Below are 21,452 nucleotides of genomic sequence, written 5' to 3'. Positions count from 1 at the left end.
CCTAGCCCAGGAACAGACCTATGCGCACCGCATCCCGTTTTGTCATCGTCATCATTTTTCTGGGTGTCGTCCTCGGCGGCATCTTCGGTTACAAGTTCTATGAATTCGGCCAGATGCAGGAGATGTTCTCCCAGCCACAGCCGCCGGCCATCATTTCCGTGACCGACGCCACCACGGAAAACTGGCAGCCGAGTATCAAGGCCGTGGGCAGTGTGAACGCCATTAACGGTATCGAGGTGGCCAACGAGGTGCCGGGGGTCATTGAGTCCATCAACTTTGAATCCGGCGATACCGTGCAGAAAGGTGACGTACTGATTCGCCTGGATGCCGCCATCGACGAAGCGGCGCTGCGCACCCGCCGGGCAGAGGCCCAACTGGCGGAGCAGGAATTCAAGCGGGTGTCTGACCTGTTGCCCAAACGCGCGGTATCACAATCACAGTACGATGAGGCCAAGGCCAACTACGATGCCGCACGAGCCCGGGTAAACGAAGCCGAGGCTCAACTGAGCAAAAAAGTGATCCGGGCACCGTTTGACGGCACCCTGGGCATCCGGATGGTCGACCAGGGGCAGTACCTCCCGACGGGTACACCTATTGTCGAGATCAATATGCTGAACCCTATCTACGTGGATTACACGCTGTCCGAGAAGTACCTGCCGGAGGTTGACCGTGGTTACCCGGTAACGGTCACGGTGGCTGCGGTGCCCGATGAGGCATTCAGTGGTGAAGTCAGTGCCATCAACACATCGGTCAACCCGGAGACTCGTACGGTTCGTATCCGCGCCACCCTCAACAACGAAGATGGCAAATTGCGCCCGGGAATGTTCGCAACGATTCAAACAGGCCAGCCCAGGGACAACGAAGTGGTCACGGTCCCCAGAACCGCCATCTCCTATAACACTTACGGCAACTTCGTGTTCGCCGTGAAGGAGAATAATGACGGCGAACTGGTCGTTGAGCGCCGTACCGTCACCACGGGCGAGGTCCGGAACGAACGGGTTGCGGTTCTCTCAGGCCTTGAATCCGGCGAGACCGTGGTCTCGAAAGGTTTGCTGCGGCTGCGGGCAGGCCAGCGGGTGGAAATCCAGGACGAGTCCGGGCGGGAGGCGTCTGAGTAATGAAATTCACCGACATATTTGTCCACCGGCCGGTGCTGGCCACCGTGGTCAGCCTGCTGATTCTGCTGATCGGTGCCCGGGCAGCCATGGAAATGGAAGTCCGCCAGTACCCGAAACTCGAGAGCACCACAGTGACGGTCACCACCGCGTACCCCGGTGCCAGTTCTGACCTGATCAAAGGTTTTATCACTACGCCCCTGCAGCAGGCCATTGCTGAGGCCAGCGGCATCGACTACCTCTCCTCCACCAGTTCCCAGGGCGTGTCAACGATTCAGGCCAAGATGGTTCTGAATTACGATGCCAACGACGCCCTCGCTGAAATTCAGGCCAAGGTTGCCAGCCAGCGCAACGTGCTGCCCGGCGATGCAGAAGACCCGGTGATCACCTCCACCACCGGTGACGACACGGCCCTGATGTATATTGCTTTCTACAGTACCGAGCTGGAAGTCCCCCAGATTACCGATTACCTGACCCGCGTGGTTCAGCCCAAGCTGCAGGCGTTGTCTGGCGTTGGCAAGGCCCAGCTGCTGGGGCGTACTTTCGCCCTGCGAGTGTGGCTGGACCCGGAGCAGCTGGCCGCGGTGGATCTTACCCCGGTCGAAGTGGCAGACAAGCTACGTGCCAACAACTATCAGGCCGCTGTCGGCACCACCCGGGGTCAGTACACCGAGATTGCCCTGACCAGTGATACCGACATTGCCGATCCAGAAGCCTTCCGTAACCTGGTGGTCAAGCAGCAAAACGGTACCCTGATTCGGTTGCGGGACATTGCCGAGGTGGAGCTTGGCTCTCAAACCTACAATCAGCTTGCGCTTTATAAGGGCGAGCCCGCCACCTATGTCGCCATCGAACTGGCGCCGGGAGCCAACCCGCTGACCGTCGCCGGCCTGGTGAAAGACGAATTACCGGACATCGAAAGCCAGCTACCCAGCGGCCTGAATGTGCGCCTGGCCTACGATGCCTCCGACTTCATTGAAGATTCCATCAACGAAGTCATCCGTACCCTGCTGGAAGCCATGCTGATTGTCCTGGTGGTGGTGTTCCTTTGCCTCGGCTCGATTCGAGCGGCCATCGTGCCGTCTGTGGCAGTGCCGCTGTCGCTGATTGGCGGCGCGTTTATCATGCTGATCTTCGGTTTCTCCCTGAACCTGCTGACCCTGCTCTCCATGGTGCTTGCCATCGGTCTGGTGGTGGACGATGCCATTATCATGGTGGAGAACGTGCACCGACACATTGAGCAGGGCGAATCACGGTTTGACGCTGCCCTCAATGGCGCCCGTGAAATGGCCACACCCATCATTGCCATGACCACCACGCTGGTGGCGGTGTATGCGCCAATCGGGTTTATGGGCGGCCTGGTGGGCTCGCTGTTTACTGAGTTTGCCTTCACCCTGGCGGGTACGGTTGTGATCTCCGGCATTGTTGCCCTGACACTCTCACCCATGCTCTCCGGCAAGGTGCTGAAACCCCATGGCAATCCCGGGCGCTTCGAGGTGCTGGTTGAAAAAACCTTCAATGGCCTCGCCAATGCCTACAAAGCTGCTCTTACCTCGTTGATGCAGACCAAGTCGGTGGTTGTGTTCTTCGCCGTCGTGGTATTGGGTTCGATCTATTTTATGGTGATGATGAGCCAGAATGAGCTGGCCCCCACCGAGGACCAGGGCATCCTGTTTTACCAGGGGCTGGGGCCGCAAACCTCGACGCTGGAGTATCTGTTTGATCATGGCCAGGAGGTTCAGGAGCGGATGTCCGGCGTGCCCGGCTACAACGAGGATTTCATGATTCTTGGTATCACCAGCCCGAACGCCGTGTTTGGCGGTTTCAAGCTGGCACCCTGGAGTGAGCGGGAAATCAGCCAGTTCGAGGTACAGCCCATGCTGGATTCCGAACTCAAAAAAGTGACCGGATTGCAGACGGCGGTGTTCCCGTTACCGGCCCTGCCTGGTTCGGGTGGCGGCCTGCCGTTCCAGTTCGTGGTGACCACCGGTGGCACCTACGAACAGTTGAATGAAGTCGCCGACGAACTTCTTGGCAAAGCCATGCAGAGCGGCAACTTCATGTTCCTGCAGAAATCCATCAACTTCGACAAGCCCGTTACCCGCATCAACGTAGACCGGGACCGGGTGGCAGACCTGGGCCTGTCCATGCGTGATGTCGGCCAGTCGCTCGCCAGTATGCTCAGCGGCGGATACATCAACCGCTTCAATATGGAAGGCCGCTCCTATCAGGTAATTCCGCAGGTGGGTAATGACTTCCGTGCCAGCCGTGAAGCACTGGACGACTATTACATCCGCGCCGGCAATGGCCAACTGGTACCTCTATCCAGTGTGGTCAGCTTCAGTGAAGAGGTGGAACCTTCCAACCGGACCCAGTTCAACCAGTTGAACTCGCTGACTCTTGAGGGCGTGATCATGCCCGGCGTGGCAGCTGGCTCCGCCATGGACTTTATGGAGCAGGCCGCAGCCGAGGTATTCCCGCAAGGCTTCAGCTTTGACTATACCGGCGAGTCGAGGCAGCTGGCCACCCAGGGCAGCGCTCTGATGGTGACCTTCTTCCTGTCGTTGCTGGTTATCTACCTGGTACTGGCCGCACAGTTCGAAAGCTGGCGCGATCCGATCATCATCCTGGTGTCGGTGCCCATGTCCGTCGCCGGTGCCATGGCGTTTATCGTGCTCGGCTTTGCCTCCATGAACATCTACACCCAGGTGGGGTTGATTACCCTGATTGGTGTGGTGTCGAAAAACGGTATCCTGATCGTGGAGTTCGCCAACCTGCTGCAGAAAGAGAAAGGCCTGAACAAGGTGGATGCAGTGATTGAAGCTGCAGCCATTCGCCTGCGCCCGATCATCATGACCTCCCTGGCACTGATCTTTGCCATGGTGCCGCTGCTGATTGCGGTGGGCCCGGGGGCCGAGAGCCGGTTTGCGATTGGCCTGACCATCAGTGCCGGACTGGGTATCGGCACGTTGTTTACCGTATTCGTGCTGCCGGCCTTCTACATTCTGCTGGCACGGGACCATCATGGCTCTGCGGCCGATGAGTATACGGAAGCTGCCAACAACGACGGGGCACCGGCCACATCCAGCAGCCATTAAATGCTGACTGGTGTTACTACAGAGCCCGCTCCGGTCATCCGCTGCGGGCTATGTGGCGTCAGGTCATGGCAAAGTCGGCGGGTTCCATCACTGGCTCAACCAGCAGCCGCCGTCGCCACTGCACAGTTTCACTGGGTAGCTCGCCGAAGTGTTCCCGATACAGCGCGGCGAAGCGGCCCAGATGGGTAAAGCCCTCGTCAGCGGCATACCAGGAGATGTGTGGCACGTCGCACTGGCAATCCACCAGGCGTTTACGCACGCGTATCAGACGACAGCGCTGATAGAAGCGATAAGGGGTCATGCCGGTTTCCCGCTTCATCAGGTAATACAGGTTACGTTCGCTGGCCCCGGAATGGTTAGCCAGTTCCTGCAGATCAAAATCCCAGTCCTGTTCGCTACGAATTTTCTCAATCACCCTCGCCAGCCTCCGGTCCAGTACTGGCAGTTCTTCGGGCAGTTCAACCCTGCCCGTCGCCAGTTGCTGTTCCAGGCGTTCAAACAGAGCAAGTGTCTCCCGACTGGCATCCTGATGATCCTGAAAATAATCCGCCTTCATTAGAAAACGATGGATATGACCAGCCAACGCCACGTCCAGGCCTGGCCGGGGCCACACTGGTACCAGCTCACCCACCGGATACACCAGTACCAGCCGACTGTTCTTGCTGATTCTCAAGCTGAATGTTTGGCCAGCGGGAATCATGATCAACGGAAAGGCAGACACACCAGGGCCACCTTTTGACGATACCTGAGCCGATCCGTGAATGGTGGCTACCAGAAGCCTCTGAGGCATGCAGCAGTCGGCAAGCAGCATATCCTGAGCGACATCAAGCACACAGACCAAGCCAGCCTCTACATCAAGGGCTGACAACGAACCCACCAATCCCTGGGGACGAGTCAGGCCACAGGTTATTCCCCCGCACCCGAGCAGCTCTGTCATGGCGGCCAGCCACTCTCCACAACCTGCACCACTCAATCGCAGGTAGGCTTCCAATTCCGGTTTGGCATTCAGAGTTCGCATATAGCTCAAAAAGGCAATTAGTGAGCCTGCCGTTTTAAAGTAGCTGCGGACAAAGCCCTAGGAGTCTGCGCGGCAGAAGCCCGTTTCTGGCATAATAAACCAAAATTTTTCGGCAACAGGACGTCTGATGGGAACCACTTTCCGCCCGTACTCGCCCGACCAGGAATTGCTCCTTCCCCCAAGCCTGAACGAGTGGCTGCCTGATGGCCACCTGGCCTATTTTGTCAGTGATGTTGTCGAGGAGCTGGATTTGAGTGCGTTTTACGCCCGCTACGAAGGCAACGGTCGGCGTAACTCGCCGTTCGATCCGCGGATGATGCTGAAGGTTCTTATTTACGCCTACGCCACCGGCGTATTCTCCTCACGCAAGATTGCCCGGAAGTTGGAGGAAGACGTCGCCTTTCGGGTTCTGGCTGCGGGTAATTTTCCCAAGCACCGCACGATCTGTGATTTCCGCAAACACCATCTGGTCGCCTTCAAGGCCATCTTCATTCAAGTCGTACGGATTGCCCGGGAGGCGGAGCTGATCACGCTGGGAACACTGGCGATTGATGGCACAAAGATTCGGGCTAATGCCAGTAAGCACAAGGCCATGAGCTATGGCCGCATGGGCGAGGAAGAAGATCGTTTATCGAAAGAGATCGATGGGCTATGTCGTCAGGCCCGTCGAACGGATGAGTCGGAAGATCGGCAGTTCGGCCCGGATCAGCGGGGTGATGAGCTACCTGAGGAGTTGCAGTACCGACAGGCGCGACTGGACAAGATCCGCGCTGCCAAGGAGAAGTTGGAAGCGGATCAGAAAGCGCGGGATACAGCCAAAGGCCGGCACCCGGACGATGATCGCCGCCCACCCCGCGGTGGCCGGAACTTCAAGCGAGATTACGGGGTGCCGGACGACAAAGATCAAAGCAACTTTACCGACCCGCAAAGCCGGATTATGAAAACCGCCGATGGGTTCCAGCAATGCTACAACGGCCAACTCGCCGTGGACGGTGAATTCCAACTGATTGTCGCTAATCATCTGGGCAGCAATGCCAGTGATCAGGGTTGCCTGATACCGCTACTGGATGACGTGAAAGACATCCTGAAAACCTACCCGGAACAATGCCTAGCGGATGCCGGTTACCGTAAAGAAGACGACTTACAGTCCCTGGAGGACAAAAGGATTGACGGTTATGTCTCGCTGCGTCGGGAAGGTAAAAGGAGCGCAGAGATAGACGCGAGCGGTTATCCCGCCACATCACGGATGGCCGAGAAACTGGCCACCGCGACGGGGCGATCGGTTTACGCCCGGCGCAAGCATCTGGTTGAGGCGGTTAATGGCTGGATCAAGCATATTCTGGGCTTCCGGCAGTTCAGCCTGAGGGGGCTTAGTGCCGTGCAAGGCGAATGGGATCTGGCCTGCCTGTCGCTTAACCTCAGGCGGATGAGTTCGCTGATGAGGCTGACATAGGCGATCTGAGGCGGCGTGCTGGGCCGTGCTGAGTGGTCGGGTTACGGTTGTGAACTTGCTTATAACCGTCTTGATTGCCTGAATAGAAAATCGTGACTCTATCCGGTTGGATACTGCGCATATACTCTCGGGCACAACCGTGATTCGGCGCGGCGGAGGCACTTGCTCAAAACACTTCTGCCGCGCAGACTCCTAGCGAGAAGATGATGGTCACCATGCCAAGGCATGCCTGTAAGACAATCAAGCCCAGGATCAAGGTATCCATCATGCTCGACGACGCCTTTACGCGTGGATTGGCCAGACGACGATAGAGCAACATGGCGCCGCCCACCACGCACATGGCACCGGCAATACCGCCGACCACGATAGCCACTAGCTGTTTAGTGCCGGCGTGCAGGAACGGTTCATAAACCCAGTGCGGTGTAAGCATGCCCACCAAGTGACCGAAGAAAATCACGATAATACCGATATGGAACAGGTTGCTGCCCAGGCGCATGTTCTTGGATGACAGCATCTGGCTGGAGCCAGTCTTCCAGGTGTACTGACCATGATCGAAACGAAGCAGACTACCCAGCAGGAACACCGTGCCGGCAAGGTAGCGGTAGTAACCGTAGATAAGATGGGTTACGTAGTGCGCAATCGCGTCATTCATAGCGGTTCTCCTATTAACGATTGGCAGAAGGGGTTGGCGAGGTGGCCGTCATAATGCGAACAGCCTCGCTCTTAACGGATGGAGTGCTTATCGCCCATCTGAAAAAAAACGATGCAGAGGAGTGGGTTGCTTCCCATCTGCAGTTTCAGATTCGGACTTTCTGGTTAGGCGAGCGATTGCCGCCGTCCATTTGAGCGCTGGCTAGGATTGGTGTGGGTATCGCAGCCTGGGTGGTTCGCCCCATTGGAAATCCTCGGTTTTGAATATGAAAACGGTTTGGGTATTTATCACAGGGCGGATCAAATCTAGCCTTCAGGCTGCGACCAGCCGTATGGAAAGCCCATGAAAAGCCACAAGTACCGCATCACCGTCAGCTACATCGAACAGCTCGGGTTACGCATGACTCTGCACGCCCCCCAGCTTGAGCGTACAAAATGTCTTCGCAATCTCCGGCCCCAACGGGAAGGACTGGCGCCAGATGCAGCCCAGTACTCGCTCCTCGGACATGCTATCGGGCAGGGGGACCAGGGTCAGATTCGGCGGCAACGGCATGCTTTGCACCCAGCCGCGTGGCAGGAGCGCATGGCCATAGCCCGCGGAGACCAGCGCGATGCGGTGCCCCACGCTCAGGCCAAATGCCCGTGCCAGGCCAGAAGTCAGCAGGGACTCCAGGCCCTGAGCAACGCTGGATGGCACAAAGTCGTCCTCGTTCAGCGGCAATAATCCAAGTTCGGGGGGGGAAGCCGGCTCCAACTGGAGTGGTTGTTGATCCGATCGGGTAAGCAATACAAAGCCCTCGCGGAATAGCTCGGTGTACGCCAGGCCATCGGGGATTTCCTGCCCTGCTGTAATCACGATGTCGACCTCACGGTTGAGCAGTCGGCGCAACAGCCCCTGGTGCATGCCGCATACGATCTCCACCCTGGTCTGCGCCGAGTGCTCACGGCACAGTTTCAGGATGTTCAGCAAATCCCGCGGGGCCAGGGAGGAGATGACACCCAGACGCAGCACCTGCCCAAAGGGTGTGGTTGAGTCATCGCGCAGCGCCTCCAGGCGGGTGGCGCTCTCCAGAATCGCCTGCATTTCATTTAGCGCCACCATGCCGTAGGCGGTTGGCGTGGTCTTGCCGCCCCGCTCAAAAATGGCACTGCCCAGAACTTCTTCGACTTTCCTGACCTGGTAGGACAGCCCGGAAGCCGAAATTCCCATTGCCTCGGCCGCCAGGCGAAAGCTGCGTTGTTGGGCTACGGCTTCTACCAGCAGCAGGTCGCGGATGGATATCGACGCCAGGCGATTCGAAATTACTTCACGCATCGTTCAAATCATTGAGTTTTTCTTAACAGGAGAAGGCATTAGAATCTATTTCTCAAATGAAAGCAAATACGATTATCGTTCTTTTTATTATTTGGCGAGCGAGCATGAGCAACATTGCCCTGATACTCAACAGCGATCTGCCTCGTACAAACGTATTTGCCGACTACCCGCACGGCGATTCGGTCGGCATTCCCATGTATGCCCTGGCCAGTACCGACCTCTCGGCATTTTGCTGCATCGTCATCACCAATTACGCCGATCAGCGCGAGCTACTGCGCTGCAGGGAGCAATTGCAGTGCTATCTGCAGCAAGGTGGAAAACTGGTTTTCAATGGGCACGTGGTACATCCTTTCTTGGACGAGCTGCGGCCTTACAGGCCGACGCACGAGCCTGGTCTGGCGGGTTTACAGGTACACAACCTCAATGCTCACCCGATCTTTGCAGGTATCGAAAGCAGCGAGCTGACCTACCGCAAGGGAGTTGCCGGTTTTTATGGCCGTGGTTTCAATCCGCCGCCAGCGGGGGCGCAAGTACTGAACGAACTGGGCAAGCAGGCGCGCCTGCCGCTGGACTGGACCTACCCATACCCCGGCGGCGGCCAGTTGCTGGTGCATGCCGGCAATGACTTTCTGTCCTTCAGCAACGCGCCCTCCGCGCACGGCATGCGCCAGGCCTTTTACGACTGGGCCGCCGCCGCGCCCGTACCCGGCGCAGGGATTACAGATACTCAAGCTCCACGACACTTCGCCGAACCGGCCTTGCGGGCAGAATCCGCAACAAGCTGTCCGGCCCGCACCGACGCCCCCCATGCCGCGCGCGTGTGCTTTGTAGAGGGTGGCACCTATTTTCATCACCGTACCCTGCATACGCCCGAGTTTGCCCCCTACCTCCAGATGCGCCGTCATGTGCTCGATTTGGGCCCGGACGACTTCGCTGCCGCCGATACCCTGGTGTTCTGCTGTGAGACCCGCGGCGACCTGATCGCGCGCCATCGCAGCGCCATTACCCGGTTTCTGGATCAGGGCAAGACCGTGGTGGCCATGGGCAACACCAACCCGCAGCAATGGCTGCCACAGGTTAGCTGGACCGATTGCCCCACCAACTTCTGGTGGTGGATCACTCCCGGAGCGGACTCCGGCTTGCGCCTGCTCTGGCCCGAGCACTCGCTGTTCAACTACATCACGCTGGCCGATGCCACCTGGCACCAGCACGGCTCGTTTGCTATCCCGGAAGGGGCGCGCTCGCTTATCGACAAGGAGGGGCATGGCTCCGTGCTTTATGAAGACAGGCACTCCACACCCGGGCGCCTGATCGTCACCTCGCTGGATCCTTGCTACCACCACGGCAGCTACTTTATGCCAGCCACCACACGCTTCCTGCGGGGCTTCCTGCCTTGGCTGCACGAACACACGGCGCAAGCCGGATCGACTGGTTAGCCCTCCCGGCCAGCGATTCGAAATCACTTCACGAGCCGTTCCAATCATTACGTTTTACTTAGCGGGCTTGATCACTACAATCAAGTACAAATAATAATCATTTATATTTATGATGTTCGATATGTTGGATATTAAACAGGTGGCCCATATGACGGACCGATACCAAAAACTCAGCTTGGCGGGCTTGTTGGCCGCCATGCTGCTCACGGCTACGGGCGTACATGCGCAGCCCCTTGTTTTCAGGGATGTCGTGGGCAATGAAGTTACGCTCAATGCGCAGCCGCAACGCATCGTGACACTCCCCAACCCGGCCGCAGCAACGCTGATTGCCCTCGATGGTAGTGCCCAACGCATTGTGGGCATGAATCAGATATCCAGGCGTGCCTTTGAAGGCGGGATGATGGGGGTGATGTTCCCTGAGGCCGCCACGATCACCAGCGACATCCTGGCCGAAAGTGGCGGTTGGCTGCCCAATGTCGAGGCCATTGCTGCCCTGAAGCCGGATCTGGTCATCCAGTGGGGTCGCCGTGGCGACGATATCGTGGCGCCTCTGCGCAATGCCGGGCTGCCCGTTGCCTTGATGGTGGGCGGCGGCAGTGGCGGCACGGAAGCACTGGCGCGCGAGAACATGCGCATGGTCGCCGAGATCACTGGCCAGGTTCCCAAGCTGGCACAGCTCCTCGACTGGCGTGACCGGGTCATGGCGGAAATCGGTGAAACCCTGGCCAAGGCGGGCAGAGTGCAAAAGCCGCGCATCCTGCACCTGCGGGCGGCCAGCGCCCGCCTGACCGCCACCGGCCGGAAAAGTTATCAGCACACCTTCATCGAACTGGTGGGCGCAGAGAACGTGGCTGCCGAGCTGGGGGTTGAAAGTTCTGTCACGAGCGAGCAGATCCTGGCCTGGAAGCCCGACATCATTCTGCTGTCCTCCGCCGACCCCGAGGCCCTGCCGCAACGGGTGTACGACGATCCCTTGCTGTCCCGCCTGCCGGCGGCACAACAGCAGCGCATCTACAAAACGCCCCAGGGTGGTTACATCTGGGACAGCGCTTCCCCGGAGAACCCGTTCACCTGGATGTGGTTGGCCAATCTTGCCCACCCGGAGCTTTTTGCCTTCGACCTGCGTCAGGAGCTGCGTCAGGGGTTCAGGCTGCTCTACGATTTTGAGCTGTCGGACGCTGATATCGACCGCATCCTGCGCCTGGACGTGAATGCCGGAGCGCGCGGCTACCAGGTGTTTTCCTCGCCATGAGTGCATCGACCGATTTCCTCGTCCCACCCGCGCAACGGCTGATCCAGAACCTGCTGCGCACGTTGCACTGGCCGTTACTGGTAGGCCTTTTGCTATCAGCCGTGTTGCTGGGTCTGACCACCGGTCGTTACCCACTGACGACCGGGCAGATACTGCAGGTGCTCTGGGATGCCCCGCACGGCCTTGAAGACGGCAGCGTCGATACGCTGGTGGTACTGAATGTGCGCCTACCGCGCATTCTTCTGGCAGCCCTGACCGGTGCTGGGCTGGCCATCTGCGGCGTAGCCTTGCAGACCCTGTTTCGCAATCCGCTGGTTTCGCCCAAGGTGCTGGGCCTGTCGTCGGGCTCGGCGCTGGGCGGCACTCTGGCCATTCTGGCCGGGCTGAGTGGTCCGCTGCTGATGGGAGCGACCTTCCTGTCGGCCTTTGGCGCGCTGTTTCTAGTGGTGCTGATTGCCAATGTGGCTGGCCGTACGCTGGTCGCCATCGTGCTGGCAGGCATTGTCATCGATGCCTTGTTTGCCGCTGGGGTTTCGCTGGTGCAGTACGCAGCCGACCCCGAAAGCAGCCTGCCAGCCATCGTCTTCTGGCTCATGGGCAGTTTTGCCTCGGCCAGCTGGGACAAGCTCCAGCAGGTCGCGCCGGTACTGCTGGTGAGCATTTTCCTGCTGCATCGTATGCGTTTCCGCATTGCCGTGCTGGCGATGGGCGACGACGAGGCGCGGTCCATTGGTATCCGCGTTGGGCAGTCACGCATAGTGGTTTTCCTGCTGATTTCGCTGGTCATCAGCGCCTGCGTGACGGCCTCCGGCGTAGTGGGCTGGGTGGGGCTGGTCATTCCCCACATGGCGCGCCTGCTGGTGGGTGAGGACCAGATGCGCCTGTACCCGAGCACCGTGCTGCTGGGGGCGTCCTTCATGGTCTTTACCGACACCCTGGCACGCAGCCTGACCGCCTCGGAAATCCCCCTGGGCGCGCTGACCGCGCTGATCGGCGCCCCGGTATTCATCTATTTGCTCTGCACACGCAAGCGCAGGGGGTTCTGATGCACACCACAGACCACGGCATCCACGTGCGCATGTGCAAGGCCGAAGTGCGCTTTGGCCCACGCTGCATCTTTCGCGATCTCAGCTTTGCCATACCCAGAGGCGAGACCATGGCCATTCTTGGCCCCAATGGGCGCGGCAAGACCACCCTGCTCAAGGCCTTGCTCGGCTCGCAGCGCCTGACCCAAGGCCGGCGCGAGGCACCCCGGCTGATCGGCTATGTGCCGCAGCACCACCATGGCGGCGAAAATCACCACTGCATCGATGTGGTGCTGATGGCCCGAGCCGCGTTGCTGCCGATGTTCTCCGTACCCTCACGGCATGATCACGATCTAGCGCTGCGCGCGCTAGATCATGTCGGCGCGAGGCATCTGGCTCAGCAGTGTTTTGGCAGCCTCTCCGGCGGTGAGAGGCAGATCGTACTGCTGGCACGAGCCCTGGCAACCGGCGCAGAGCTGCTGGTGCTGGACGAACCGGCCGCGGCGCTGGACCTGGCCAACCAGGATCTGCTGTTGGGGGTGCTGTTCGAGCTGCGTCGCCAACGCAGCCATACCGTGATTTTCACCACCCACCATCCCCAGCACGCACTCTACCTGGCCGATAAGGCACTGCTGATGCACGAAGGTGACAACGTGCGCTTTGGCATGGCCAGCGAGCTGCTGAGCGAAAGCGAGCTCTCCCAGCTCTATGGCATGCCTTTGCGCCGCCTTCAGGTGCAAGCAGGCGAGTACCAGCAAAGTACCGTGTTCCCGCTGTTTGGCTTGCGCAAACAGAACTGCCAATGCCCTCACGAGATATCCCGGCGGGGGATTACCCCTGCTTCCTCCCCTGGAACCCAAAGGAGCTTCCAATGAAACACGATGCTATTTCCTATCTGGAAAACGGCGAAGAGTTCACCGTCACCTGCGATGAGCTGCTCAAGTACCACGGACCGGGCTATCCGGGCGGCGTGGTGCATGGACTGAAGGTGATGCAACGCGCCTGGCCACTGCTCGACGAGGGCCGCCTGCCTGAACGTCGCGAAGTACGCTGCGTGACCGCCTTTGGCGGCCCCGGCGGTCGCGATGCAATTGAGTTCGTCACCCGAGGCCTGACCGAAGGGCGCTATATCGTTGACAAAGCGCTGGGTGAAGGCGTGGAAGAATCTCCAGGCGGGCGCTACTACTTCCGCTTCGAATACCGTGGCAAGGCGGTGGAAATCACCATTCGTCCGGGTCATGTACGCCCCGAGTTCATCCAGTTGGCACGCAAGCAAGACCGCACTCCCGAGGAGGAAGCTGCACTGGTCAAGATGAAACTTGAGATGAGTGGCCGACTGATCAGGATGCCCAGCGAAGAGCTCTACGACGCCAAGGTTATTGCCGCATGAGTGGAATGGCGCAGCAGGAGCGCACGCAGTGGCTGGGGCTTCTGTCCCGAGCTGACTGCGCCTGGCTGGAGCAGCTCTGGCTGCAACTGGAGCAGCACCTGCAGCCCCGGATGCTGGCCGGACCTGAGACCGGCATGCTGCGCCTGACCACCCAGGCCAGCGGCTCGCCGGTGGGCTTCCAGTTTGGCGAAGCCACCTGCAGCCGCTGCGTGGTCGAGATCGGGCTGCACCGCGGTTACGCGGTGCAGCTTGGCTCCGACCTGCGCAAGGCCCAGCTCTCGGCATGCCTCGACGCACTGTTCCAGGGTATGGCGCCCACCGAGCGCGCCGCCTGCCTGGAGCCGATAAGCCTACGCCTCGCCGAACAACAGGCTGAACGCGAGCGCCTGGTAGCGGCGACCCGCGTGCACTTTTACACCACCAAGACCTCCGGTGCCTCATGAGAATCCCCTTGCAGGCATCTGCATCCTTATCGTTCCAGCACCAGCAGGCCAGAGCTTATCGCACGTTACTGATGGCCTTTGCTTACCCCGCTCGCCTGCAGCAACTGGAGGTAGGCGCCATGCAGGCCTGCATCGACTGCCTGCTGGACACCGCGACCCGGGTTGCCTTGAGTGTTGGCAGCCATGCCTGGTGCGAACGAATCCTGGCCACCGGAGCCATGCTTTCATCACAGCCCGAGTGGGTGTTCGCCGGTCCAGCACTGGCCGATCTTGACAGCATTCCGACCGGCAGTCGCGAGGTACCCGAGGAGGGTGCCACAGTGGTGATCGGCGTTGAGGCATTGTCCGAAACCGCCTTGCACACCCCCGGCGAGCTGTGCATCGGTGCCCGGGGCGCGGGCCTGAAAGAGCCTACACTGCTGTTTGTCAGCGGTCTCAAGCGCGGTGTCATCGAACACCACCAGGCCTGGCATGGCGAGTACCCGTGCGGGGTGGACCTTCTATTATGCGCGGGGCGTCAGGTTGTGGCCCTGCCCCGCCATCTGACATTGGAGCTACGTTGATGTACGTCCCGATCAAGGGTGGCGAGCAGGCCGTTGCGGCGTCCCGCCTGGCCGTGGAGCGGGCGCGGCGCGGCGACGAATCGCTGGCCGATATCGAGATTGCCCAGATCATCGCGCAGATGGGCCTGGCACTCGACCGGGTCATGAGCGAAGGAGGGCTCTACGACCCGCGCCTGGCCGCCATTGCCTTCAAGCAGGCCCAGGGTGATCTGGCCGAAGCGATTTTCCTGTTGCGCGCGCACCGCGCCCGTCTGCCCGATTTCGGTCTGGCCGCGCCGATCGACCTGACGCAACTGCGCTATCAACGGTATATCTCGGCTACCCAGAAAGAGCTGGCCGGCGGGCAGATCCTAGGGGCCACTTACGACTACACCCACCGGCTGCTGGATTTCAGGCTGGAAACCACACAGCCTCGTCCGGAGCTTGAGCCGTCAGTCGTTGGCGCGGATCAAGCGTTTGAGTCTCCGCTGAACGATCATGCCGAGCTGATTGCCCAGGAGGCCGCACAAGACCCTGTGGACATCACCCGCACCCCATTGTCAGCCAAGGCCACGCCCAGCGAGCGGCTGGCTCACCTGGCGCGCGGCGAGGAAGGCTATCTGACCGGGCTGGCCTACGAGCGCCTGCGCAAGGCTGGGGCAGCCCATCCTTATGTGGCCGAGCTGGCCATGGGCAGCGTGGAGGTGGTGGTGGAGCTGGAGGACATCGGCCTGAGCGTGTCCATCGGTGATTTGCCGCTGACGATCTGCACCAGCCTGCAACCCAATCTTGGCGACACGCCACACTTGCAAAGCGGCTTTGGCATTGCCTTCGGCGCCAATGAGCGCAAGGCGGTAGCGATGGCGGTGGTGGACCAGCACATCAAGGCCGGACAGGCCCATGCCGATGTGCTGATGCACTGCGATGGTGTGGCGGCGGCGGGCTATGTCAGCCATCTCAAGCTGCCGCACTACTCGGACTTCGATGCCGATATCGCCCGGCTGCGAAGGATACGCGCCCAGCAAGCGGCAAGCGCGAACCGCGAACCGAACCAGAGCGACTCATGAACTACGCCTATCTCGACCAGCCCTCCAAGCGCGAAATCCGTCGCAAGATCCTCAAGGCACTGTGCCTGCCGGGCCGGCAAATTCCCTTCAGCGCACCGGAGCTGCCGATAGCCTATGGCTGGGGTGTCGGCGGCATGGCCATCACCGCTGCGCTGCTGCATCCGGGCGACCGCCTGAAGGTGGCCGACCACGGCTCGGACGAGACCGTCAATGCCCTTAACATCCGCGACTTCTTCGCCAGGACCGCCGGTATTGAAACCACCCGAGAAACGGCGACCGCCAGCCTGATCCAAACACGCCAGCGGGTGCCCGAAATGCCGCTGTGCGAAGGCCAGGTGTTGATTTATCAGGTGCCGCGCCCCGACCCACTGCGCGGCTTTATCGACAGCGCTCGCGAGGCGCGCCTGCGCCACGCTCACCACGACTACGGGCTGGTACGCACCGCGCTGTTCGAGATGTGGTCGCGCCATGGCGAGGCCAGCTTGGGCTATGACCATCCGGTGGTCGTCGCAGGCGGCGCGCTCATGTCGCCCTCGCCGGTACCGGCCATGGACAACGCCCGCCTGCACCTGATGCCCGCTCCGCAGATTTTCGGCGCGGCCCGCGAACGCCGAGTTTACGCCCTGCCCGCCTACTGCCCGGTGCAAAGCCTGGCATTCGAAGACGTGGACTGCATACCACCGAAGGTGCCCGGCAACTGCCTGATCTGTGGCAGCACCGAGCACTACCTCGACAACATCGGGACCGGCGCAGCCCCCCACTGGGTGTGCTCGGACTCAGAAGCCTGCCGGAGCCGCTCCCGTGTTTGAACTGCCACCACCGGTGCTGGAGCTGCGCGATGCCTGCCTGAACCTGGGTAACCGGCGCGTGTTGAAGCACTGTGATCTGTGCCTGTACCCCGGCGAGGTGCTGGCCATTGTCGGCCCTTCGGGGGCGGGCAAATCCAGCTTGCTCAACGTTCTGTCGGGCCGACAAGCACCCAGCACCTGCGCGCTTTTCCAACTGCAGGGGCAGGATGTACGAGCCAGTGAGCACCATACCGTCCTGCAATTGCGCCGCCGCGCGACCGGGTATGTCGCGCAGGATGCCCACCAGGCCCTGGATCTGCACCTGAGCGCCGCCGCCAATATCGCGCGGCGCCTATTCGACCTAGGCCTGAACCATGCCGGCGATGCGCTGACACAGGCCAGGAGCTGGATCGAGCGCCTGGGATTGGCGCCCGGGCGCGCACATGAGCCAGTCATCCAGTTTTCCGGCGGCATGCGCCAGCGCATCCAGATTGCTGCCGCCATGGTGCATGGCCCGTCTGTGCTGTTTCTCGATGAGCCCACCTCGGGGCTGGACTCGGTGGCCCAGGCCGCGCTCATCGACATACTGATGCAGCTCAAGCATGAGCGCGCCACCTCGATGCTGTTCGTGACCCACGACCTGCGCCTGGCCCGGCTGATTGCCGACCGGGCGCTGGTCATGGATCAGGGCCGGATCGTCAGCGAGGCGGTTATCGACCGACTGTTGACCGAGCCGGATCACCCCACTGCCCAAGCACTGGTCAAGGCGGTGCTGTGATGAACCGGCCCACCGTGCAACTTAGTGTTTACAGCGACATGCTCAAAGGCCCGGCCACCCACCTGGTAGCCGGTTCCGGCCAGATCGTCCATATCTGGGGGGCATCCGGGGCGGGTAAATCCACGTTGCTCTCGCGTATCTGGGGCAGCCGCAGCATGGGCGGCGGCCAACTGAGAGTAGAGATAGACGGCACCACGCTGGATCTGGCCGGCATGCCAGCCGCCCGGCTGGCGTTTGTCCGCCCACGCCTGATGACCTATGTGGAGCAGCGTCCCACCGTGCTGCCGCGCATCAGGATGCGCGACTGGCTTTGCGCTTGCTCTGCTAGGCAACTACAGGCGGGGCTTGAGCAACTCGATCTGGCGTCCGGTCTGCTGCAGCGCTGCTCATCCGACCTGTCTGGCGGCGAGCTGCAGCGCTTCGCACTGCTGCGCGCCTTTTGCTCGCCGACACCGATTCTGCTGCTGGACGAGCCCTGCACCGGGCTGGATCGGGAGCGCTACGAGCGCGTTGTGGAATTGCTCAAGCAGGCCAGAGGTAGCCAGCGGCTGGTGATCTACACCAGCCATGCGCCGAGCTGCTGGGCCGATCAGAAAATCGGTCTGCCTGACTAGGCGGCCATACACATGATTCTGTAATCAGCCAGACCTCGTTGCAGCACTGTTCAATCAAAAAGAAATACGTCTCATAAGAATTATTTTTTGCATCAATAGCATAAAGGAGGATTTCAAGTGCCCACCACACCATACGCCCGTCTGTTACTGGCTCCCTCGTTCAGTGGCCTGTTGCTGCTGGCCGCCCCGGTTATTGCCATCGCGGCACAGAATCAGGCTGTTGAACTGCCGGCGGTGGCCGTTACTGCCAGTCGCTCGGCAGTCAGTATCGAGGACTCTCCACGCACCATCACGGTCATCGGCCCGCAGCAGGTCCGCGAGTATCTGAATGCCGGCGGTATCCAGCGCCTGTTCGATGAAGTGCCCGGCATCGAGTACGCGCGCAGCGGCGGTCTGGGCGGGCAGTTGGTCATGCGCGGCCAGAACAGCAGAAGCGGCCGCACGGTTCTGGCCATCGACGGCGACCGCCACCGTGGTCGCAGAACCCTCGAATTCAACCTGCTCGACCCTAACGCCATCGAGCGGATCGAGATCATTCGCGGCCCGGCGTCGGCACTGTATGGCTCCGATGCGATGAGCGGTGTGGTCAACATCATCACCCGCCGCGCCAATGTCGAAAAAGGCCAGGACTTCTCGCTGGCGCCCAGGCTACGGGCGGCCGAGTGGTCGAGCAATGGCGACATGTACGGCCTGCGCGGCGAGCTGGTCGGCGGCGGCAATGGCTTCGACGTGCTGGTCGGCGTCAACCAGCGTACCGCCAACGACTACGACAGCCCCCTCGGCAAGGTGGACAACAGCGACTACGACAGCCGGGGGCTGGACTTCAATATCGGCTATCGCACCAGCGATACGGCGCGCTGGGAACTGTCCGGACGCTATCAAAACGTCACTTCCGGTCGTGCCGGCGGCCAGGGGGCCGCTCCAGGGCCTGACCTGTTGGAAGTCCGCGAAGATCCTCTGGTCGAACGCTACCTGCGCCTGAACTACAACAGCCAGGCCTTCAGCGACTGGGCCGACTCGCTCGATGCCAGCCTCTACGTCCGACACATCACCACCGACAGCTATCAGGTCAACCGGAGAAATTCCGAGTTCGATGTGGCGACTCACCAGAAGAATCATTCTCCGACAGTATTCGGTGGCCACCTGACCGCCACCCGGCAGGTCGGGAACCATCAGCTGAGCTTTGGCGGCGATTTCTTCAACGAGGTGGCCGATGGGCGCGAGAACAGACGGCGGCGCTACAACAAGGACGGCACACCGCTGGCCGAGAGAGGCTGGAATACCTTGGAGCGGGATACCGAACAGACCAATTTCGGCCTGTTCATCAACGGCGACTGGTACCTCAACGAGCGCTGGTCGCTGACCGGAGCCCTGCGTGGCGACGTGGTTGAGGTCAAGATCGGCAGCGCCATCGCTGGCGAAAGTGAAGTCGTCACCCAGGCCTACCAGGGCAACACCAACAATCGCCACAGCGCGCTTACTGGCAGCTTCGGCGGGATTTACCGACTGACGCCCGACTGGGATCTGGTGGGCAATCTGAGTCGCGGCTTCCGTTCGCCCTCGGGCCAGCAGATGGCGCGAACCAGTGTCTCCTCCACCATCACCACCATTCCCGCGCCGAATCTGGAGCCTGAAACCAATCTCACAGCCGAGTTAGGTGTGCGTTGGTATGGCAAACAGAGCCATGCCAGCCTGACCGCTTACCAGAGCCGCTACGACGACCTGATCGCCCTCGTCCCGGTCAGCAGCGACATAAGGCAACAGCAGAACATCAGCAAGGCAACCATCGAGGGAATCGAACTGGATGGCGAGACCCAACTGACCGGTCCCTGGAGCATGCGCTATTCGCTGGCGGCCACCCGCGGCACCAATAACAGCGAAGACAAGCCGCTGGCTGGCATCGCGCCGCTCAGCGGTCAACTGACCCTGCGCTACCAGGCCGACCACTGGTACACCGAGGGCAAGGTGCGCGGCTATCGGGGCAGAACCCGTATCGACGACAGTCAGGAGCGCGAAACCGCCAGCTATGCCATGGTCGACCTGTATGCTGGCAGCCATCTGGGCCGCTTGTTCGGTGCGCAGTGGAAGCAATGGAAGATCAGCGTAGGCGTGGAAAACCTGTTTGATCGGGTCGGACGCAACCCGACCGGGGCTGAAGACCTGGCCTACTCCAACGACCTGATCGGCAACCCGCTGGTCGAGCCGGGTCGCACCGCGCTGGTCAAGCTACAGATGGACTACTGAGGCCATCGACCACATAGACCGCATAGCGCGCCTGTCCGGCCTGTGGCCCCACACGAGAGCGCATCGACTGGTTACCGGGGCGTTCTCCGGTCACCACCACCTTGCGCCAGTGGGTGGAACGCCTGGTGACGTTGCTGCCGATTCGCCATGTTGCGGACCTGGTCGGCCTGCACTGGCATACCGTCAAGACCATCGACAAGCGGCGTCTGCAGCGCGATCTGCCAGCCCCGGATCCGACACGGTTGCGACACCTGATGATGGACGAGTTCGCCCGCACAAGGGGCAGCGCTACGCCACCGTGGTTGCCTGCGCCGACACCCAACAGGCGATCTGGATCGGAGAAGGGCGCTCCCGCGAGGCGATTCGTCCGTTCTTCGAGTCGATCTGGAGGTGAAGGCTCAGCGCCCCAGCGCCGAGGTGGTCTACGATCGTTTCCATGTGGTCAATGAGGGCAACCTCGAGCCCGAGCAGGTGGTGAAGCTGGAAGCGTTGCTGGCGGCCAATGCGCCACTGGCCACGGTGTACCTGCTCAAGACGCTATGGTTTGCCGACGACGAGAAGACCGCCCGCCGCCGCTGGCACGAGTGGGGCGGCATGGCGATGGGCAGCGGCTTACTTAGCGGGGTAGCGTTCACGGCTATTTGGCACTTACTGGGGTGGATTGGGTTACCGGCAATGGCCCCCTGGGCATTGGGTTACCTCTATTTCACTGCCTGCCTGATCTGGATGGTGGGCCGTTGCGGGGTAGGCATCACGCACCTCACCAACAACCGCCCTGTGGCAAACCCACGCAGCCTTGCCTTTGGCGGTGCGCGGGTCACCCTCGTCGATCGTTAATACGTCAGCCATCCTGCCCGTCGACGCGCGCCTGCATCAGTGGCCATGTGTAGTGCATTAGAAATATGGTGTAGGCCATGCACCAGAAAATGATGCTCAGCGTGTAGGTCCAGTGGGTAATTTGAGGGAAAAATGCTAGTACGGGTGAACGCACCAAGGCGGCTATTAGCATTAAGCCCAGCGCCACACCAATACCGGGCAAAGTGCGTATGGGGCGGCCAGTATGACCTAGCGAAACCCTGGCCATCATTGCCAGCATCATGGTGCCCATGCCACCAATGGTCAGGGCGTGCACGGCAAGCTCGGTGCGCATCAGCCCCATGAGTGCCAAGACCCACATGATAAGCCCTAGCGGGATACAGGCGTAGCTGCAGTGCAGCCCCCTA

Annotated in this window: 21 protein-coding genes; 17 read left to right on the top strand and 4 right to left on the bottom strand. The window is 60.7% G+C overall.

Annotation, left to right across the window (positions count from 1 at the left end; all coding sequences use genetic code 11):
- Positions 1-20: 20 nt before the first annotated feature.
- Both ASQ50_RS13045 and ASQ50_RS13040 read left to right on the top strand, forming a co-directional pair.
- The gene (locus tag ASQ50_RS13045; RefSeq protein ID WP_058092602.1) at positions 21-1,118 is read left to right on the top strand and encodes an efflux RND transporter periplasmic adaptor subunit; all 1,098 of its coding nucleotides are present in this window, start codon (positions 21-23) and stop codon (positions 1,116-1,118) included.
- Positions 1,118-4,213: an efflux RND transporter permease subunit gene (locus ASQ50_RS13040; protein WP_058092603.1), complete on the top strand. Its 3,096-nt coding sequence runs from the start codon at positions 1,118-1,120 to the stop codon at positions 4,211-4,213. Before ASQ50_RS13045 ends, ASQ50_RS13040 begins: the two co-directional genes overlap by 1 nt.
- Positions 4,214-4,271: 58 nt before the next feature.
- On the opposite strand, the gene ASQ50_RS13035 is transcribed toward ASQ50_RS13040, so the two are convergent.
- Positions 4,272-5,231 (bottom strand): AraC family transcriptional regulator, encoded by a 960-nt coding sequence (locus ASQ50_RS13035; protein WP_058092604.1) that lies wholly within the window; start codon positions 5,229-5,231, stop codon positions 4,272-4,274.
- A gap of 127 nt (positions 5,232-5,358) precedes the next feature.
- Here ASQ50_RS13035 and ASQ50_RS13030 point away from each other — a divergent pair, with 127 nt between their 5' ends.
- A complete protein-coding gene (locus ASQ50_RS13030) occupies positions 5,359-6,684 on the top strand; it encodes an IS1182 family transposase (RefSeq protein ID WP_068351502.1) in 1,326 nt (441 codons plus the stop codon).
- 166 nt (positions 6,685-6,850) lie between these two features.
- Here the strand turns inward: ASQ50_RS13030 and narI are convergent, their stop codons facing one another.
- Both narI and ASQ50_RS13020 read right to left on the bottom strand, forming a co-directional pair.
- On the bottom strand, positions 6,851-7,336 hold the full coding sequence (gene narI, locus ASQ50_RS13025; protein ID WP_197492688.1) for a respiratory nitrate reductase subunit gamma: 486 nt from the start codon (positions 7,334-7,336) through the stop codon (positions 6,851-6,853).
- 393 nt (positions 7,337-7,729) lie between these two features.
- Positions 7,730-8,650, bottom strand: coding sequence for a LysR family transcriptional regulator (locus tag ASQ50_RS13020; RefSeq protein ID WP_058091443.1), 921 nt, complete (start codon positions 8,648-8,650; stop codon positions 7,730-7,732).
- A 104-nt stretch (positions 8,651-8,754) separates the two neighbouring features.
- Between ASQ50_RS13020 and ASQ50_RS21225 the strand changes: the two genes are divergently transcribed.
- From ASQ50_RS21225 to ASQ50_RS21220, 14 genes are all read left to right on the top strand, one after another.
- Positions 8,755-10,086 (top strand): hypothetical protein, encoded by a 1,332-nt coding sequence (locus ASQ50_RS21225; RefSeq protein WP_197492687.1) that lies wholly within the window; start codon positions 8,755-8,757, stop codon positions 10,084-10,086.
- Positions 10,087-10,234: 148 nt separating this feature from the next.
- Positions 10,235-11,338 (top strand): ABC transporter substrate-binding protein, encoded by a 1,104-nt coding sequence (locus ASQ50_RS13010; protein ID WP_058091638.1) that lies wholly within the window; start codon positions 10,235-10,237, stop codon positions 11,336-11,338.
- Entirely contained in the window at positions 11,335-12,384 is a 1,050-nt protein-coding gene (locus ASQ50_RS13005; protein ID WP_082888488.1) for a FecCD family ABC transporter permease, read from the top strand. Before ASQ50_RS13010 ends, ASQ50_RS13005 begins: the two co-directional genes overlap by 4 nt.
- Entirely contained in the window at positions 12,384-13,238 is an 855-nt protein-coding gene (locus tag ASQ50_RS13000) for an ABC transporter ATP-binding protein (RefSeq protein WP_058091444.1), read from the top strand. Before ASQ50_RS13005 ends, ASQ50_RS13000 begins: the two co-directional genes overlap by 1 nt.
- On the top strand, positions 13,235-13,753 hold the full coding sequence (locus tag ASQ50_RS12995; RefSeq protein WP_017679334.1) for a hypothetical protein: 519 nt from the start codon (positions 13,235-13,237) through the stop codon (positions 13,751-13,753). The genes ASQ50_RS13000 and ASQ50_RS12995 overlap by 4 nt, the downstream gene beginning before the upstream one ends.
- Positions 13,754-13,758: 5 nt before the next feature.
- Complete coding sequence (gene phnG / locus ASQ50_RS12990; RefSeq protein WP_017679333.1) at positions 13,759-14,196, top strand: phosphonate C-P lyase system protein PhnG; 438 nt, start codon at positions 13,759-13,761, stop codon at positions 14,194-14,196.
- A gap of 8 nt (positions 14,197-14,204) precedes the next feature.
- Positions 14,205-14,759, top strand: coding sequence for a phosphonate C-P lyase system protein PhnH (locus ASQ50_RS12985; protein WP_227513163.1), 555 nt, complete (start codon positions 14,205-14,207; stop codon positions 14,757-14,759).
- Positions 14,681-15,805, top strand: a complete 1,125-nt coding sequence (locus ASQ50_RS12980; RefSeq protein WP_227513162.1) for a carbon-phosphorus lyase complex subunit PhnI — start codon at positions 14,681-14,683, stop codon at positions 15,803-15,805. The genes ASQ50_RS12985 and ASQ50_RS12980 overlap by 79 nt, the downstream gene beginning before the upstream one ends.
- A complete protein-coding gene (locus ASQ50_RS12975) occupies positions 15,802-16,614 on the top strand; it encodes an alpha-D-ribose 1-methylphosphonate 5-phosphate C-P-lyase PhnJ (RefSeq protein ID WP_047234949.1) in 813 nt (270 codons plus the stop codon). Before ASQ50_RS12980 ends, ASQ50_RS12975 begins: the two co-directional genes overlap by 4 nt.
- Positions 16,607-17,371, top strand: a complete 765-nt coding sequence (locus ASQ50_RS12970; protein WP_017679329.1) for an ATP-binding cassette domain-containing protein — start codon at positions 16,607-16,609, stop codon at positions 17,369-17,371. The genes ASQ50_RS12975 and ASQ50_RS12970 overlap by 8 nt, the downstream gene beginning before the upstream one ends.
- On the top strand, positions 17,371-17,985 hold the full coding sequence (locus ASQ50_RS12965) for an ATP-binding cassette domain-containing protein (protein WP_058091447.1): 615 nt from the start codon (positions 17,371-17,373) through the stop codon (positions 17,983-17,985). Before ASQ50_RS12970 ends, ASQ50_RS12965 begins: the two co-directional genes overlap by 1 nt.
- A 117-nt stretch (positions 17,986-18,102) precedes the next feature.
- Positions 18,103-20,229, top strand: a complete 2,127-nt coding sequence (locus ASQ50_RS12960; RefSeq protein WP_058091448.1) for a TonB-dependent receptor — start codon at positions 18,103-18,105, stop codon at positions 20,227-20,229.
- 113 nt (positions 20,230-20,342) lie between these two features.
- A complete protein-coding gene (locus ASQ50_RS20825; RefSeq protein ID WP_264754053.1) occupies positions 20,343-20,678 on the top strand; it encodes a hypothetical protein in 336 nt (111 codons plus the stop codon).
- Entirely contained in the window at positions 20,620-21,066 is a 447-nt protein-coding gene (locus ASQ50_RS21220) for a hypothetical protein (protein ID WP_197492686.1), read from the top strand. Before ASQ50_RS20825 ends, ASQ50_RS21220 begins: the two co-directional genes overlap by 59 nt.
- 4 nt (positions 21,067-21,070) lie before the next feature.
- Here ASQ50_RS21220 and ASQ50_RS12950 read toward each other — a convergent pair whose 3' ends face one another.
- Positions 21,071-21,406 carry an NnrS family protein gene (locus ASQ50_RS12950; RefSeq protein ID WP_412535680.1) on the bottom strand — a complete coding sequence of 112 codons (336 nt, stop codon included), beginning with the start codon at positions 21,404-21,406 and terminating at the stop codon, positions 21,071-21,073.
- Positions 21,407-21,452: the final 46 nt, after the last annotated feature.

The sequence above is a fragment of the Marinobacter sp. LQ44 genome (assembly GCF_001447155.2).
Classification (GTDB): domain Bacteria; phylum Pseudomonadota; class Gammaproteobacteria; order Pseudomonadales; family Oleiphilaceae; genus Marinobacter.
The sequence above is the reverse complement of the archived record's forward strand: the minus strand, read 5'-3'. Positions and strand labels throughout refer to the sequence as shown.

What these genes read in the sequence shown, in the direction of transcription:
- ASQ50_RS13010 (WP_058091638.1), top strand. Translation starts at nt 10,235, where the DNA reads ATGACGGACCGATACCAAAAACTCAGCTTGGCGGGCTTGTTGGCCGCC.
- narI (WP_197492688.1), bottom strand. Translation starts at nt 7,336, where the DNA reads ATGAATGACGCGATTGCGCACTACGTAACCCATCTTATCTACGGTTAC.
- ASQ50_RS13040 (WP_058092603.1), top strand. Translation starts at nt 1,118, where the DNA reads ATGAAATTCACCGACATATTTGTCCACCGGCCGGTGCTGGCCACCGTG.
- ASQ50_RS12950 (WP_412535680.1), bottom strand. Translation starts at nt 21,406, where the DNA reads ATGTGGGTCTTGGCACTCATGGGGCTGATGCGCACCGAGCTTGCCGTG.
- phnG (WP_017679333.1), top strand. Translation starts at nt 13,759, where the DNA reads ATGGCGCAGCAGGAGCGCACGCAGTGGCTGGGGCTTCTGTCCCGAGCT.
- ASQ50_RS13045 (WP_058092602.1), top strand. Translation starts at nt 21, where the DNA reads ATGCGCACCGCATCCCGTTTTGTCATCGTCATCATTTTTCTGGGTGTC.
- ASQ50_RS13035 (WP_058092604.1), bottom strand. Translation starts at nt 5,231, where the DNA reads ATGCGAACTCTGAATGCCAAACCGGAATTGGAAGCCTACCTGCGATTG.
- ASQ50_RS13030 (WP_068351502.1), top strand. Translation starts at nt 5,359, where the DNA reads ATGGGAACCACTTTCCGCCCGTACTCGCCCGACCAGGAATTGCTCCTT.
- ASQ50_RS12975 (WP_047234949.1), top strand. Translation starts at nt 15,802, where the DNA reads ATGAACTACGCCTATCTCGACCAGCCCTCCAAGCGCGAAATCCGTCGC.
- ASQ50_RS12965 (WP_058091447.1), top strand. Translation starts at nt 17,371, where the DNA reads ATGAACCGGCCCACCGTGCAACTTAGTGTTTACAGCGACATGCTCAAA.
- ASQ50_RS21225 (WP_197492687.1), top strand. Translation starts at nt 8,755, where the DNA reads ATGAGCAACATTGCCCTGATACTCAACAGCGATCTGCCTCGTACAAAC.
- ASQ50_RS13020 (WP_058091443.1), bottom strand. Translation starts at nt 8,650, where the DNA reads ATGCGTGAAGTAATTTCGAATCGCCTGGCGTCGATATCCATCCGCGAC.
- ASQ50_RS12995 (WP_017679334.1), top strand. Translation starts at nt 13,235, where the DNA reads ATGAAACACGATGCTATTTCCTATCTGGAAAACGGCGAAGAGTTCACC.
- ASQ50_RS13005 (WP_082888488.1), top strand. Translation starts at nt 11,335, where the DNA reads ATGAGTGCATCGACCGATTTCCTCGTCCCACCCGCGCAACGGCTGATC.
- ASQ50_RS13000 (WP_058091444.1), top strand. Translation starts at nt 12,384, where the DNA reads ATGCACACCACAGACCACGGCATCCACGTGCGCATGTGCAAGGCCGAA.